This window comes from Sinomonas cellulolyticus (genome assembly GCF_014656475.1).
Classification (GTDB): Bacteria; Actinomycetota; Actinomycetes; order Actinomycetales; family Micrococcaceae; genus Sinomonas; species Sinomonas cellulolyticus.
In genome coordinates this window covers 122,054-137,315 of record NZ_BNCM01000008.1, presented here as the reverse complement: position 1 = coordinate 137,315, position 15,262 = coordinate 122,054, and the positions used below count along the sequence as shown (strand labels likewise).

Below are 15,262 nucleotides of genomic sequence, written 5' to 3'. Positions count from 1 at the left end.
GCCGTCACGCACCTTTCGCCCGGACCGCCTGGGGGTTCTATCCGGCAGTGTGCACTAGGAGCAGCCCATGACAAGCCTGAACCGCAGACGTTTCCTCCAGCTCTCAGCCGTGACGACCGCCGGCACTGCGGTCTCCCAGATGCTCGGCCAGAGCATCGCGCGCGCAGCCTCGATCCCTGCGAACCGCGCCACCGGTTCCATCAAGGATGTCGAGCACGTGGTGGTCTTCATGCAGGAGAACCGGGCATTCGACCACTACTTCGGCACGCTCAAGGGCGTGCGTGGATTCTCGGATCCGCACCCCGCGGTCCTGCCGGGCGGCAAGAGCGCCTTCTACCAGAACAACGGGACACGGGACGTCCTCCCGTACCACCCGACGGCCCCGAACCTGGGCATGCAGTTCATGGAAGACCTCGACCACTCGTGGAAGATGACCCATGAGGCCTTCAACGCGGGCAAGTACGACAAGTGGCTGCCCGCCAAGTCGGAGGCCACAATGGCCTTCTACGAACGGCGCGACATCCCGTTCCACTTCGCGCTCGCCGACGCCTTCACGGTGTGCGACCAGTACCACTGCTCGGTGCTCGGCCCCACGGACCCCAACCGCTACTACATGTTCACGGGAGGCGACGACCCGCACCGCCGGGGAGGAGGCCCGGACCTGTGGAACGGCGAGAACGGCTACTGGTGGAGCACCTACCCCGAAGAGCTCGAGAAGGCCGGGGTGAGCTGGAAGGTCTACCAGGATATCGGCGAGGGCCTGGACCCGGCGCACTACGAGGGCTGGACCGGCAACCCCTACATCGGCAACTACGGCGACAACTCCCTCCTGTACTTCAAGCAGTACCAGAACGCTGCGCCGGGCTCGCCGCTCTATGAGAAGGCCCGCACCGGGACGAACATCCTCAACGGGCACGACGACCTCTTCCGCATCTTCCGCCAGGACGTCGCCACCGGGACCCTGCCCCAGGTGTCCTACATCGTGGCGCCCGAGGCCTACACCGAGCACTCGAACTGGCCGCCGAACTACGGCGCGTGGTACGCCGCGAACATCCTGGACATCCTCACGTCCAACCCCGAGGTGTGGAGCAGGACGGCCGTCTTCTTCATGTACGACGAAAACGACGGCTTCTTCGACCACATCGTCCCGCCGCACCCGAACACGCCCCAGATCCCGGGCGCGTCCACAGTGACCACGGACGGCGAGTGGTACGACGGCACACCGACCTCGTACGGCAGCAAGGACATCCCCGGGCACTTCGGGCTCGGCGTCCGCGTGCCCATGATCGTGGTGTCCCCGTGGAGCATGGGCGGCTGGGTCTGCTCCGAGACGTTCGACCACACCTCGATCGTCCGCTTCCTCGAGACCCGCTTCGGCGTCGCCTCACCGAACATCACCCCGTGGCGTCGCGCGGTCTGCGGCGATCTCACGAGCGCCTTCGACTTCTCCGCCGCCGGCGGCACCGTACCGGCCCTGCCGGACATGTCGGCGGACCATCCCAGCGCGGCCGACATCGCCAGTGGGAAGAAGTACCCGAACTACGTCCCCACTCCGCCCGCTGCGAACGCCATGCCCTCGCAGGAGAAGGGAACGCGGCCGTCCCGCCGGCTCGGCTACGCGCTCGACGTCGAGGCGACGCTCGACGGCGGGAAGCTCACCGCCCGCTGGACCAACCGCGGAACATCCGGCGCGCACGTGCAGGTGCGCTCCAACCTCCTGCCGCAGGCGCCATACTCCTACACGATCGGTGCCGCCGCATCGCTGGACGCCGCGTGGGCCTTGGGCGCCGAGTATGACGTGCACATGCACGGCCCCAACGGCTGGTACCGCCGTTTCGCCGGCACGACGGCGGCCGCGGACCTCCGGGTGACGGTGACGGCCGACGGGGCCGCCCCTCATGCGCAGTTCCGGATCGAGAACGCCGGACCGGCCAAGGCCGAGCTCACCCTCAAGGACGCCTACGGCGCCGGGTCGCAATCGCTGTCGCTCAACCCGGGCCAGGGCAAGACGGTCGTGGTCCCGACTCAGGGCGGATGGTACGACCTCACGGTCACCGCCTCGGCCGACCCCAAGCTCATCCGGGTCCTCGCCGGACGGCTCGAGAACGCCCGCACCCTCACGAGCGACCCCCAGCTGGGCCGCTGACCTCGGTGCCCGGCAGGGGAGCCCCCTGCCGGCCCACATGCTCCGACGCCCCTAACACATCCATGCCCCTCTGCCCGGGGCGCAACCCGAAAGGCCATCCCCATGCTCAAGGTGCTCAAGAGCCGCGCCGCCGGGGCGGTGGTGGCGGTTGCCGCCGCCGTCACGCTGACCGGCACCGCCGCCGTCGCCGCCACAGCCGCCTCTGCTGGAGCTGCCGGCGCGCACGCCCAGAGCGGTCCGGACCACGTGTTCGTCATCATGATGGAGAACCACGGCCGCGACCAGATCGTCGGCAACACCGCAGACGCGCCGTTCATCACGTCGCTCGCGCAGAAGTACAACGAGGCCACCAACTACCACGGCGTGACGCACCCCAGCCTGACCAACTACCTCGCCGCCATTTCCGGGGACTTCCAGGGCATCTGGGACGACTGCAAGGCCGGCATCACAGTCAAGTGCGCCCCGGAGGAGTTCGTCCCCGGCTCGGGCGACGCCACCGACACCGCCGCGCTCACGCCCGCCCAGATCGCCAGCGCCTCGGCCACGCCGCACATGTTCTCGGGCAAGAACATCGTGGACCAGCTCGAGTCCAACGGGAAGACGTGGAAGGCGTACATGCAGTCGATGCCGTCTGCGGGCTCGAACGTCGAGTATGCCCCTGTGGTCAACGGCACGACCGTCAAGCTCTACGCCCAGAAGCACAACCCGTTCATGTACTTCTCGGACATCGCGGACAACCCGGCGCGGACGTCCAAGATCGTTCCACTCGAGAACAACCTGTCGAAGGACCTCGCGGACAACACCGTGCCGAACTTCGTCTGGATCAGCCCCGACCAGTGCCACGACATGCACGGCATCTCCCCGTCGAGCGCCGCGCTGGTCGGCATGCCGTCCTGCGGCTACCCCGACTCGGGTCTCGACCACGGTGCGATCAAGCTCGGCGATGACTACGTGAAGCAGCAGGTCAACGAGATCATGGACTCGACCACGTGGAAGACCACCAACTCGAGCATCGTGCTCGCGTGGGACGAGAACGACTACTCCGGCTACTCGGGCGGCCCCGGCAGCCCGGTGGGTGCCAACGGCACCGTTCTCGGCGGCGGAGACGCCCCCTTCATCGTGATCAACTCGGCCCAGGGCCCGCACAAGACCAGCGGCAAGCTCGCCGACCACTACACGATGCTCTCCACGATCGAGCAGATGTGGCACCTCGGCTGCCTCGCCAACACCTGCTCGCCGACCACCTCGGGAAGCCTGGAGGAGCTCTTCCGCCCGTGACCGGGTGCCTCTCCCGGCCCACCGGCTGAGTGCAACTCCGCGAGCAGCGGATGACGACGGCCCGCCCCCACGCCGGGGGCGGGCCGTCGCTCGTTCCCGGGGTTCTCAGGCGTGCACAGCAATCGCCTGCTGGAGGCGGTAGGCCCCGAGCCCGCCGTCGACCCGGATGTCGCTGCCGTTCACCCAGCGGGCTGCATCCGTGGCGAGGAAGGCCACGACATCCGCGATGGACTGGGGTGTGGCTGCGCCGCCCGTCAGGTTCATGGCTCCCTCGACCTTCGCCGTTCCGTGGTCCCGCTTGAAGTCATCGAGGATCGGCGTGTTGACCGGACCCGGGCTGACAGAGTTCACCCGCACGTGCCGGGAGAGGGCCTCAGCGGCCATGGTCTGCGTCAGGACGCGGACGCACTCCTTCGAGAAGCGGTACGAGTTGCCGGTCACCTCCGGGTCGCCGGAGGCGGAGGCGAGGGCTTCCGCAGCGTCCGCGTGTCCGAGGAATGCCTGAATGGACGAGGTGCGCTCGGCCCAGCCGTCGGCCACATTGGAGGCAAGGTTCGTGACGAACCCGTTCTCGCTCACGGCGGGCATCAGCGCTGCCGTGAAGGCGCGCAGCCCCAGGACATTGACCGCGAGGACGGTCTGCCACGGCGCGGTGCCGGGGACGCCGGCGATGTTCGCGATCCCGTCGATGCGCGGCGCGAGCGCAAGCACGGACTCGGCGGCCAGCGCGGCGCCCTCGGGCGTGGAGAGGTCGGCGCGCACGGTATCGGGATCGCCCTCGGGCACGTTGCGGTCGACGCCGATCACCCGCGCGCCGAGGGCCCGAAGGGTCTCGGCGGTGGCCGCGCCGATTCCCGATGCCGATCCGGTGACGACGACGGTCCTGCCGGTGAGCTCGTGGTCCATGGGTGCCTCCTGGGGATCATCGTGCGGCGGTGCCGCACATGGGTCTTCGCCGAGCTGTGGTCTCTGCCACCACTGTCTCCGCGCCGGGGCCGGCGGGCAATCGCAGTTTTCCACTGGACGGAGCGCCGCGATTGTCGTGCAGCCCCGCCGCCATGACGCTGGGAATCAGGAAGCGGCGGATGGCCCTCAGTGCCACCGCGCAGGTTTTCGCGGAAGGAAAGCTCATGACTGCGACCTACGAGGTCCACGACCCGGCAACACTGGAGCTGGTCGGCACCGCGCCGCTGCATGGGGCGCACGACGTCGATGCCGCCGTCGCGCGCTCCGTCGCTGCGGGGGCCGGATGGGCTGCCGATCGCGGAGCGCGCCGGGAGGCCCTGCGGCTGGCGGCAGCCGCTCTGCGGGCGAAGGCACCCAAGATTGGCCGCACTCTTTCGCTCGAGCAGGGCAAGGTCCTGCGCGAGGCCGTCGGCGAGGTCCTCGTCGCTGCGGACGTGTTCGACTACTACGCGGACCTCGAGTGGGCCGAGGAGGAGATCCTCCAGGAGCGCCAAGGCCGTTCGCTGCGGGTCCAGCGCCGTCCCGTGGGCGTCGTCGCGGCCATCACGCCGTGGAACTTCCCGATCTCCCTGCTGAGCGTCAAGCTCGCCCCCGCGCTCGCGGCCGGCTGCACGGTCATCGCGAAGCCGTCTCCCACCACACCGCTGTCAACCATTGCGCTCGTTGACGCCGTCGCTGAGTTCGTCCCCGCAGGCGTGGTCCAGTGGCTCACGGGCCGCCGCGAGGTGAACCGCGCCCTGAGCGAGCATCCGCGCGTCCGCAAGATCTCCTTCACCGGTTCGACCGAGGTCGGCGCCGCGATCGCCGCGCAGGCGGCGCCCACGGTCAAGCGGGTCACGCTCGAGCTCGGCGGGAACGACCCGGCGATCGTCCTGCCCGACGCGGACGCCGCGTTCACCGCCGCGGGCATCGTCGGCTCGGCATTCCGCAACGCGGGCCAGGTCTGCATGGCCGTCAAGAGGGTCTTCGTCCCGGCGGGGCGGGAGGCGGAGTTCGTCGAGGCGATCGTCGCGGAGGCGGCCCGGATCGCCGTCGGCCACGGCATCGCCGAGGGCACCGCCATGGGCCCCATGCACAGCCGCTCCCAGCTCGAGCTCGTGGAGGGTCTCGTGCGCGACGCACTCGACGCCGGGGCGCGCCTCGCCACGGGAGGCGGACGCGGCACGGACCTCCCGGGGTACTTCCTCGAGCCGACGGTGGTCACCGGAGCGGAATTCACGACGCCGCTCGTCGCCCTCGAGCAGTTCGGCGCGGCCCTGCCCGTCGTCGCCTACCAGGACGTCGACTCCCTGGTGGCCCAGCTCAATGCCCAGGAGTTCGGCCTCGGCGCGTCGGTCTGGACCCCGGACCTCGAACGCGCCGAGGTTCTGGCCGGCACCATCGAGGCCGGCACCGTCTGGGTCAACCAGCACACCGTGGTCGAGCTCGATGCTCCCTTCGGGGGGTGGAAGGCCTCCGGCATCGGCCGCGAACGCGGGCAGTGGGGGCTCGAGCCGTACCTCGAGCTGCGCACCGTCAACGCCCGCGCCCACGCGCCCGCCCAGGCAGCCGCGCCGTCGGCCGCCGCCACTGCGGGGAACTGAGGAGGACTTCACATGGACAACGCAACCACGGGCCTGGAGGTCATCACCCTCGGCACCGCGGCCGGCCCCGCCATCCGCAGCGGCGCGCCCGGCATCGCGACGGCGGTGGTGGTCGACGGCGCGCACTACCTCATCGACTTCGGCCTCGGCTGCACCCGTCAGGCCCAGGCGGCAGGCCTGCACGGCAAGGACCTCCGCGCAGCGTTCGTCACGCACCTCCACTCGGACCACGTGGGCGAGCTGCCCGCCTATCTCCTCTGGAACTGGGGAGCACCGGTCCAGGGCTTCGAGCGCGACGTCCCGATCTACGGCCCCGGCCCGGACACGTCCGCCATGGTGTCCTCGATCCTCGCCGCCTACGACTACGACATCCGCATCCGCATCGTGGATGAGGGGCGCCCCGACCTGAGGAAGATCGTGCGCCCCGTGGACATCCCGCTGCCCGCCGACGCGGCCGCCGGGGGCCCCGCGCATACCCCTGCCATGGAACCGTTCATGGTCTACGAGGACGAGCTCGTCACGGTCACCGCCATCCTGGTAGAGCACCCGCCCGTCTTCCCGGCGTTCGCGTTCCGCTTCGACACCCGGTACGGCTCTGTGGTGATCTCGGGGGACACCACCGAATGCTCCAACGTGGCCCGGCTGGCCCGCGGCGCGGACCTGCTGGTGCACGAGGCCGTCAACCTCTCGTTCTTCGCCGAGCGGGACTTCTCGCCCGAGTTCCTCAACCACCAGCAGATCTCCCACACCACCCCGCCCGGGGTAGGGCGCATTGCGACGGCGGCCGGCGTGCCGCACGTCGTGCTCTCCCACCTTGCCGGTGTGGCGACGGACGACGAGTGGGCCGACGGCGTGCGCGCTGAGTTCGCGGGCAAGGTCACCGTCGCGAAGCCGGGCCAGCGCTTCGCCCTCTCGGCCCAGCCGGCACATACCTGACCTGCCCTGAGGGCTGCGCCGTATCGTGGAGGAACGCCCCCGCACGAGAGCGGGGGCGTTCGGTTCCGTTCCCGCGGCATGAGGAGGCATGGTGGCCGGACATGCGAAGGTCGGGGGACAGTCCGTGACCTCCAGGGCGCTGAATATCCTGGCGACGTTCAACCAGGCGCACCCGGTCCAGGGCCTCTCCGAGATCGCCCGGCGGTCCGGCACCCCCGTGGCCACGTGCCACCGCCTCCTGGGCGACCTCGTCGAGTGGGGTGCGCTGAGCAAGACGCCGGACGGCCAGTACCAGGTCGGGCACAGGCTCTGGACGCTCGGCATGCTGGCCCCCGTGCAGAAGGGCCTGCGGGAAGTGGCCGCGCCTTATATGCACGACGTCCTCTTCGCTACCCGCCACGTGGTGAACCTCTTTGTCCTCGAGGGATCCCGCGCCCTCCTGCTCGAACGCATCTCGGGGACCGCCGTGGGGCAGCCCGTTGCCCGCGTCGGCGAACGCCTGCCCCTGCATACCAGTGCCGGCGGGAAGGTTCTCCTCGCGTATGCGCCGCCTTCCGTCGTCGAGCGAGTCTTCGGCGACCTCTCCCGCGACACCCGGCACAGCATTGTCGATCCGCTGCGCCTGCGGCGCGAGCTCGAACGCGTCCGCGAACGGGGCTACGCCACGACCGTCGAGGAGCACGCCCTCGGGACGTCCGGGCTCGCCGTTCCGGTCGCGTCCGAGGGGCGCCTGCATGGGGCACTGGGAGTCGTCTCCGTCGGCTCGATGCCCGACCTCGACCGCACGCTTCCGGCCCTTCAAGTCGCCGCCAACGCCATCGCGCGCACCCTCTCCGAGGGCACCTGAGCGCCCTTTCCGTCCAGCGGTAAGCACCGCGTGCCCGTGCCCGTCCGGCAACCTATCGTCACTGGTAGATCAACTCCGGTGATCCGGATCACGCGGCACTGGTGCGGAAGGAAGGACAGTCCCATGACGGCACAGCTCGAGGTCGACGTTGACCCCGCCGAGGACACTCTGGGCATGGCGTTCCCCGAGGCGCGCCCCGCGGTGGTGGCGCGACGCGAAGAGGTGGCCGACGGCGTCGTGCGGCTCACGCTGCGACCGGCGGACGGCGGCGTCTTCGATGCGTGGGACGCGGGAGCGCACATCGACCTCCATGTCCCCGGCCAGGTGCGCCAGTATTCGATCTGCTCCTCACCCGAGGACCGGAGCCAGATCCAAGTCGCCGTGCTGCGCGCCGAGGACTCCCGCGGCGGCTCCGCCTATGTCCACGAGGCGCTCGCCGAGGGGGACACCATCGACGTGGGCGGCCCGCGGAACAACTTCGCGCTCGCCCCGTCGCGCAAGTACCTCTTCATCGCCGGCGGCATCGGCATCACCCCGATGCTGCCCATGATCGAGGCAGCAGAGGCCGCAGGGAAGGACTGGCGGCTCGCCTACGGCGGGCGCTCGCTGTCCACGATGGCCTTCGCGCTCGAACTCCGCGAGAAGTACGGCGACCGGGTCCTGCTCTACCCCTCGGACGAGACGGGCAGGCTCGACCTCGAGTCCCTCCTCGGCGTCCCGAGGGCACTCATGCTCGTCTACGCGTGCGGCCCGCAGCGACTGCTGGAGGCGATCGAGGACTACTGCCTGGGCTGGCCCGCCGGGGCCCTGCACCTCGAGCGCTTCGCGGCCTCTCCCACCGGCGGCGGTGCGTCCGGCCCCTTCGCCGTGGAGCTGCGCCGTACCGGCCGTACGGTCGAGGTCGCTGCGGAGAGCACAGTGCTCGAGGCCGTCGAGTCGGCTGGCGTGCGCGTGCTCTCGTCCTGCCGGCAGGGCGTGTGCGGCACGTGCGAGATCCCGGTCCTCGCCGGCGATGTGGACCACCGCGATGCTGTGCTCAGCGCCGAGGACCGCGCCGCCGGCACCACGATGCTCGTGTGCGTCTCCCGCGCCGCCGCAGGCTGCGGCAAGCTCACCCTCGACCTCTGATTCCTCCTCCCGCATCCTTCTGATCGCCGAAAGACCTGCCATGACTGTCATGACCCACCGCGAGGCCCCCGTCCTCGACGTCGACCCCTTCTCGCCCGAGAACCTCCTGGACCGCTACGCGCTGCACGAGACGATGCGCGAGACCGGCCCCGTGGTCTACCTCCCCGCCTACGGCGTGTACGCCGTGACCCACTTCGACCCGGTGCGCGAGATCCTCATGGACTTCGAGACGTACTGCTCCTCGGGCGGCGTGGGCCCCACCGACATCCGCAAGGAGGCCGAGTGGCGCCCCGCCGGGATCCTCGAATCTGATCCGCCCACCCACACCGCCATGCGCCGCGGCCTGTCCAAGGTCATCCACCCGGGCTCGGTCCGTGAGCTCGCCTCGGCGTTCGCGCCGCCCGCCCAGGAGATCGTCGCGCGCCTCGTCGGGGCCGGCACGTTCGACGCCGTCACAGACCTCGCGCAGGTCTACCCGCTGCGCGTGTTCCCGGACGCCGTAGGGATCCCCGACTCGGGGCGCGAGAACCTCCTGCCCTACGGCGCCATGGCCTTCAACGCCTTCGGTCCCCGCAACGAGATCTACCACCGGGCCTTCGAGAACGCGGAGCCCGTCACCGCGTGGGTCGAGTGGGCGTGCTCCCGCGGGAGCCTCCTGCCCGGCGGCTTCGGCGAGAAGATCTGGGAGCAGGCCGAGCTCGGCAATATCACGCCCTCGGAGGCCTCGCTCCTCGTGCGTGCACTGCTCTCGGCCGGCGTTGACTCGACGATCGGTGCGATCGGCAACACGATCCTGTGCCTGGCCCGCGAGCCCGAGCAGTGGGCGCGCCTGCGCCGGGAGCCGCACCTTGCGAAGTTCGCCGTCGACGAGGCGCTCCGTCTCGAATCCCCGTTCCAGATGTTCCACCGCACGGCCACGGTCCCCTCCGACGTGGCCGGGGTCCACATCCCCGCGGACTCCAAGATCCTCCTCTTCATGGGCGCCGCCAACCGCGACCCCCGCCGCTGGGGAGACACCGCCGACACGTTCGATCTCGACCGCAGTGCCGCCGGCCACGTGGCGTTCGGCATGGGGCTGCACCAGTGCGTGGGGCAGCCCATCGCGCGGCTCGAGATGGAGCTGGTCCTCAAGGCCCTCATCGACCGGGCCGAAACCCTCGAGCTCGACGGAGAACCCGTCGAGGAGCTCCACAACACCCTGCATTTCTACCGTTCCGTCCCCCTCAAGGTCTCCGCCGCGGCGGAGCCCGGTTCTACGAAGGAGTAGTGCCGAGATGACCCAGACCGTCAACCGTACTCGCACCGCCGCTGCCCCCCTCCCCGCCCGATCCTCCGACCCAGCCGCCTGGAGCTACCAGAAGCGCCGGCGCTACGGCTGGCTCATCACCGCCTCCCTGCTCTTCCTCATGATGCTCAGCTGGGCGGACAAGGCGGTCCTCGGGCTCGCCGCGGTGCCGATCATGAAGGACCTCCACATCACCCCCGAGGTGTTCGGGCTCGTCAGCAGCGCCATGTTCTTCACCTTCGGCGTTTCGCAGCTCATTGCCGCGCCGTTGGCCAACAAGGTCCAGAGCCGGTGGATCCTGCTGGTGATCTGCATTCTCTGGTCCGTCGCCCAGGCGCCCATCCTGGTCTTCACTTCACTGCCGGCCCTTTGGGTGAGCCGCCTGCTCCTCGGCGCGGGCGAGGGGCCACTCGCCCCCGTCATGATGCATGGGGTCTACAAGTGGTTCCCGGAGAAGAAGGGCGCCACCCCGGCGGCGCTGGCCTCCTCCGGCGTGACCCTCGGAATCGTCGCCTTCGCCCCCGTGCTCGCTTGGGTGATCGGCTCCTTCGGCTGGCACATGGCCTTCGCCCTGCTCGCCGTCGTCGGTCTGCTCTTCGCGGGCTACTGGGCAGTGGTGGGAAAGGAGGGCCCGTACACGAGCCGTGCCGCTGAGCTGAAGCTCGATGGTGCGCCGACTGGGACGGGCAGCGGTCAGGCGGCCGGTCCGACCCCGGCCATCGAGGCCCGTGTCCCCTACCTGCGCACTATCCTGACGCCGAGCTGGATCTTCGCAGTCCTCACCTCGTTCTTCGGCTACTGGACCTTCACCCTCGCCATGTCCTGGGGTCCCGCCTACTTCCAGACCGTCCTCCACCTCACGGGGCAGCAGGCCGGAAGCCTCATCGCACTCCCTGCAGCGTGGGGCGCCATCGCCACCGTCGGTCTCAGTGCACTCACCCAGCGGCTCCACCTCCGCGGCATCGCGACCCGCAAGTCCCGCGCGTGGATCCTCGGCGGTGGAGCGGTGTTCGGCGGAGCGGCCCTGTTCGCGGCCTCCATCGTTCCTGACCCTGTCATCGCAGTGGGGCTGATGGTCTTCGGTTTCGGCACCGCTCCTGCACTCTTCGCCCTCAGCTACCTCGTGGTCGCCGAGCTGACCTCGGTCGCGCAGCGCGGCGCCAACCTCTCGATCGCCAACGCAGTCTTCACCACGGGAGGCGTGTTCGCCCCGGCTGTCTCCGGGTTCCTCATCGGCGGTGCCGCGTCGCCGGCGGCAGGCTACGCTGCCTCCTTCTCCCTCGCAGGCGGTCTCCTGCTGGCGTGCGGTGTGCTGTCCCTCCTGTTCGTCAACCAGCAGCGCGACCGCCGTCGCCTCGGCCTGGACGCCCCGACGACGATCGGCTGAGCCAGGGCACCGGGGCTATCCTCGGAAGTGCTTGAGAAGCGAGCGGACGACAGCGGGTGCCCACCCGCCGTCGTCGGCCTGCAGGCCACCGGCCCGCAAGGACCACACCTTGTGGACACGACCTTTGTCTACGGCGCGAGGTCTTGTCCAGAAGGTGTGGTCGTTCCATCGCCCGCGCGGGGATGTGACCCCTCAGCGGGGACCTGACCCCTCAGCGGGGATGTGACCCCTCAGCGCGGATGTGACCCTTCAGCGGGGACCGGGCGCCATGGGCCCAGGTCCATGTCGAGGCGGCCCAGAGACGGGAGCCAAGTCCATGGTTCCGACCCCCTCCGAAACGGGACAGTAGATACACCGGCAAGGAGATCCCGCCGGTATCACCCCCGATACGGAGAACCCGCATGAAGTTCCGCTCGCTCTCGCTCGCAGCAGCCGCCCTGACCGCAGCCCTTGCGCTGCCCGCCGCACTCCCCGCGTACGCCGCAGAAGGCGTCACGGCGTCCCAGGCGGCCGCAGCCGTCCAGGGCGACGAGAACCATCAGGGCCTCAATGCCCGGATCAACGCGAAGGACGGCGTGGGCCTGGTCTTCGAGGGCAGCGACTGGCATGCGGACCATGTCACCGCCCCGGCGGACATCCCGAACGGCGGGGGCACCAACTTCGTCCTCCTGCAGGACAGCTCGCACTGGTCCACCGAGTACGGCGCGTACGGCACGGCGAAGGCCCGTATCTGGGACCACGGCAAGCCCACCGAGTTCTGGATCAAGATGTACGCCTCGGTCTACTACTACCCGTACACGAAGGCCTCCTGCACGATCTTCCGGGGCGACCCCGACGTGACGGGCAAGCAGATCGACTTCAGCCCGTACTCGTGCGAGACAACCTCGATCGACCACTCCGACCCGTGGCGCGTGGTGTTCACCGTGGGCCACACGGCCGCTCAGACCATCACGGACAAGGACACCCAGTCACGCCTCCTGAACGACGCGTGCAAGGGCGACGACGCCGAGAACAACTGCTTCTACACCCCCAAGTCGGTCGAGTTCATCACGGACACCCCGAAGCCGTACGGCAACCCGGTGGCGAACCCCTATGACACTCGGCTGACCATGGAGGTGAAGTCGGAGCACGTCGTGGAGACGTCGGACACCGTGGGCGTCAAGTTCACCTCGAAGCTGACCCTGTGGAAAATCTGGGAGAACAGCCTCTCGGTCAACTACGACCACACGTGGACGGACTCCCGCTCGTTCAGCCAGAGCGAGAATGCGGACGTGCCTCCGCACACGGAGTACTGGTTCACGATCGCGGCGAGCCTGAACCGTGTGACCGGCGACTTCCTGGTCCGCGCGAACGGCAAGGTGTTCCGGATCGAGAACGCGACCGTGGTGCTGCCGGACAAGGACAAGTCCGCCACCATCGTCCCCCACGAGGAGCACTACGCGGGGACTGAGCAGATCGGCGAGGCGGCGAAGTAGCCCCTCACCGCCTGAGCGGACGACGGCGGGTGCCCCCCGCCGTCGTCCGCTCACGTCTGCGCAGCAGTGACCGCTTCTCCCGCGCGGCCGTGCCGCAGCCCGGTCGGGAACCCGATCGTGACCGGCGCGGGCGCCGTCCCGCAGCAGGAGCCGCCGAGGAGGGCCTCGTCGGCGGTGCCGTCGGACCCGGCACCGGAGCAGACGCCGGTGGCGGGCAGCTCGAGCCGGACCGTGTCCGCGTCCGCGCGGTCTCCCGCGAGCTCTGCGGCGATGGAGCGGACCTGCTCGTAGCCGGTTGCCATGAGGAAGGTCGGAGCGCGGCCGTAGGACTTCATTCCCGCGATGTAGAGGTCCTTCTCGGGGTGGGCGAGGACCTTCGCTCCGTGGGGCGCGACCGTGCCGCACGAGTGGAAGTCGGGGTCGATGAGCGGGCCGAGCTTCCGGGGGGCGTCAACGGCGGGGTCGAGGTCCAGGCGCACCTCGGAGAGGATCGAGAGGTCCGGGCGGAAGCCGGTGGCGGGGATGAGGCGGTCGGCGTCGATCGTGCGCCCGTCCTCGGCATGGACACGGAGGCGCTGGCCGTCGAGGATCTCGATCCTCGCGGTGCGGAAGCCGGTGACGAGCTGGGCGGCCCCGGAGTCGACCATGGTGTGCAGGCGGGTGCCGAGCTGGCCGCGCGCGGGCAGCTCGTCGGCGGGGCCGCCGCCGTAGGCGCGGTCCGGGACCTCGGCGCGGATGGCCCAGACCACCTCGGTCCCGGGGTTCGTGCGGGCGAGCTGTGCAAGCGCGAGCACGCTGTTGGCGGCCGAGTGGCCGCCGCCCACCACGAGGGTGCGGCGTCCGGCGAAGCCGCCGGACGCGGCGTCGGACGCCGTCACGTCGGCCAGGGGTGCCGTCACGAGGCCCGCCGCGGCGGCCTCGGGCTCCCCGAGGGCCGGGAGTCCGGACGAGCCGAGCGGCGCACGCGCCTCCCATGTTCCGGATGCGTCGATCACTGCGCGGGCGAGGATCTCAGTGAGGGCCCCGTCCGGTCCCTGCACGCGCAGCAGGAAGGGCGCCTCCTCGCGCCCGATGCTCGACCCCTTGTCGTGGTCCTTGCGGGCCACCGCAACGACGCGGTGGCCCGTGCGGATCCGGCCGGCGAGCTCCGGCGTGGCGGCGAGGGGCTCGAGGTAGTCCTCGACGATCTGGGACCCGTACGGCAGCGCGGTGGGCCGCGGGGCCTGCCAGCCGTGCCTCTCCAGCAGCCGCACCGATGCCCGGTCGAGGTTGTACCGCCACGTCGAGAAGAGGCGCACGTGGCCCCACGCGCGGATGGAGGAGCCGACGGCCGCTCCGGCTTCGAGCACGAGCGGCTCGAGGCCGCGCTCGATCAGGTGCGCGGCCGCTGCGAGGCCCACAGGGCCGGCCCCGATGACGGCGACCGGGTAGTCGGTGCGGATCATGCTCACGCGCCCGCCGGGAGCAGCTCGGCAATGAGGCCTTCAATGCGGCCCTTGATCTCGTCACGGATCGGGCGCACGGAGTCCACGCCCTTGCCGGCCGGATCCTCGAGCTCCCAGTCCTCGTAGCGCTTGCCGGGGAACACGGGGCACGTGTCCCCGCAGCCCATCGTGATGACGACGTCGGAGTCCTTGACTGCCTCAGTGGTCAGGATCTTGGGCTTCTCGGCTCGGATGTCGATGCCCTCCTCGAGCATGGCCTCCACGGCCGCGGGGTTGACCTGCTCGGCGGGCTCTGAACCCGCGGACCGCACCTCGATCCGGCCCCCGGAGAGGTGGTTGAGGTACGCGGCCGCCATCTGGGAGCGGCCGGTGTTGTGGACGCACACGAACAGGACGGAGGGCTTGCTACTCATGCGAGGACCTTTCGATCGGTGGTATCGGCGGCACCCGTGATGAGCGCCGCAAGGCTTGTCAGCGCCTCGGTCTGGGCGCGGTAGTACACCCAGGCGCCGCGCTTCTCACGGGCGAGCAGGCCCGCGTCGTGGAGGATCTTCAGGTGCCGGCTGATCGTGGGCTGGGACAGGTCGAAGCTCTCGTTGAGGTCGCACACACACGCCTCCCCGCCCTCGTGGGCCGCGATCAGGGACATGAGCCTGAGCCGGACCGGGTCGCCCAAGGCCTTGAGGGCCGGGGTGACTTTCTCCGCCTCGGCCGCGCTGAGCGGCTCCCCGGTCATCGGAGAACAGCACACGCCGGAAGGAGGCTGGACCGAGATCGGCGCATCGG

At 70.0% G+C, this 15,262-nt stretch carries 13 protein-coding genes; 9 read left to right on the top strand and 4 right to left on the bottom strand.

Translation table 11 applies throughout. From position 1 onward, the window contains the following. Positions 1-67 precede the first annotated feature (67 nt). Both IE231_RS11820 and IE231_RS11815 read left to right on the top strand, forming a co-directional pair. Positions 68-2,146, top strand: coding sequence for a phosphocholine-specific phospholipase C (locus IE231_RS11820; RefSeq protein WP_189694175.1), 2,079 nt, complete (start codon positions 68-70; stop codon positions 2,144-2,146). A gap of 102 nt (positions 2,147-2,248) precedes the next feature. Continuing rightward, positions 2,249-3,424, top strand: a complete 1,176-nt coding sequence (locus tag IE231_RS11815) for an alkaline phosphatase family protein (protein WP_189694174.1) — start codon at positions 2,249-2,251, stop codon at positions 3,422-3,424. 105 nt (positions 3,425-3,529) lie between these two features. Here the strand turns inward: IE231_RS11815 and IE231_RS11810 are convergent, their stop codons facing one another. Next, entirely contained in the window at positions 3,530-4,330 is an 801-nt protein-coding gene (locus IE231_RS11810) for an SDR family oxidoreductase (RefSeq protein WP_189694173.1), read from the bottom strand. 224 nt (positions 4,331-4,554) lie between these two features. Here IE231_RS11810 and IE231_RS11805 point away from each other — a divergent pair, with 224 nt between their 5' ends. The 7 genes from IE231_RS11805 to IE231_RS11775 all read left to right on the top strand — a co-directional run bounded on the left by IE231_RS11805 (position 4,555) and on the right by IE231_RS11775 (position 13,031). Further along, a complete protein-coding gene (locus IE231_RS11805) occupies positions 4,555-5,973 on the top strand; it encodes an aldehyde dehydrogenase family protein (protein WP_189694172.1) in 1,419 nt (472 codons plus the stop codon). Positions 5,974-5,985: 12 nt separating this feature from the next. After that, on the top strand, positions 5,986-6,909 hold the full coding sequence (locus IE231_RS11800; RefSeq protein ID WP_189694171.1) for an MBL fold metallo-hydrolase: 924 nt from the start codon (positions 5,986-5,988) through the stop codon (positions 6,907-6,909). A gap of 88 nt (positions 6,910-6,997) precedes the next feature. After that, positions 6,998-7,756 (top strand): IclR family transcriptional regulator, encoded by a 759-nt coding sequence (locus IE231_RS11795; protein WP_189694170.1) that lies wholly within the window; start codon positions 6,998-7,000, stop codon positions 7,754-7,756. 123 nt (positions 7,757-7,879) lie between these two features. Then, on the top strand, positions 7,880-8,884 hold the full coding sequence (locus IE231_RS11790) for a PDR/VanB family oxidoreductase (RefSeq protein ID WP_189694169.1): 1,005 nt from the start codon (positions 7,880-7,882) through the stop codon (positions 8,882-8,884). Between the two features lie 40 nt (positions 8,885-8,924). Next, positions 8,925-10,151 (top strand): cytochrome P450, encoded by a 1,227-nt coding sequence (locus IE231_RS11785; RefSeq protein WP_189694168.1) that lies wholly within the window; start codon positions 8,925-8,927, stop codon positions 10,149-10,151. A 7-nt stretch (positions 10,152-10,158) separates the two neighbouring features. Further along, positions 10,159-11,556: an MFS transporter gene (locus IE231_RS11780; protein WP_189694167.1), complete on the top strand. Its 1,398-nt coding sequence runs from the start codon at positions 10,159-10,161 to the stop codon at positions 11,554-11,556. Positions 11,557-11,957: 401 nt separating this feature from the next. Then, positions 11,958-13,031, top strand: coding sequence for a hypothetical protein (locus tag IE231_RS11775; protein WP_189694166.1), 1,074 nt, complete (start codon positions 11,958-11,960; stop codon positions 13,029-13,031). Positions 13,032-13,081: 50 nt separating this feature from the next. Here IE231_RS11775 and IE231_RS11770 read toward each other — a convergent pair whose 3' ends face one another. Genes IE231_RS11770 through IE231_RS11760 form a run of 3 tightly spaced genes read right to left on the bottom strand, consistent with a single transcriptional unit; the run spans position 13,082 to position 15,212 of the window. Further along, entirely contained in the window at positions 13,082-14,476 is a 1,395-nt protein-coding gene (locus tag IE231_RS11770; protein WP_189694165.1) for an FAD-dependent oxidoreductase, read from the bottom strand. A 2-nt stretch (positions 14,477-14,478) separates the two neighbouring features. Then, on the bottom strand, positions 14,479-14,889 hold the full coding sequence (locus IE231_RS11765) for an arsenate reductase ArsC (RefSeq protein ID WP_189694164.1): 411 nt from the start codon (positions 14,887-14,889) through the stop codon (positions 14,479-14,481). Beyond that, entirely contained in the window at positions 14,886-15,212 is a 327-nt protein-coding gene (locus tag IE231_RS11760; RefSeq protein ID WP_201896948.1) for an ArsR/SmtB family transcription factor, read from the bottom strand. The genes IE231_RS11765 and IE231_RS11760 overlap by 4 nt, the downstream gene beginning before the upstream one ends. Between the last annotated feature and the right edge of the window lie 50 nt (positions 15,213-15,262).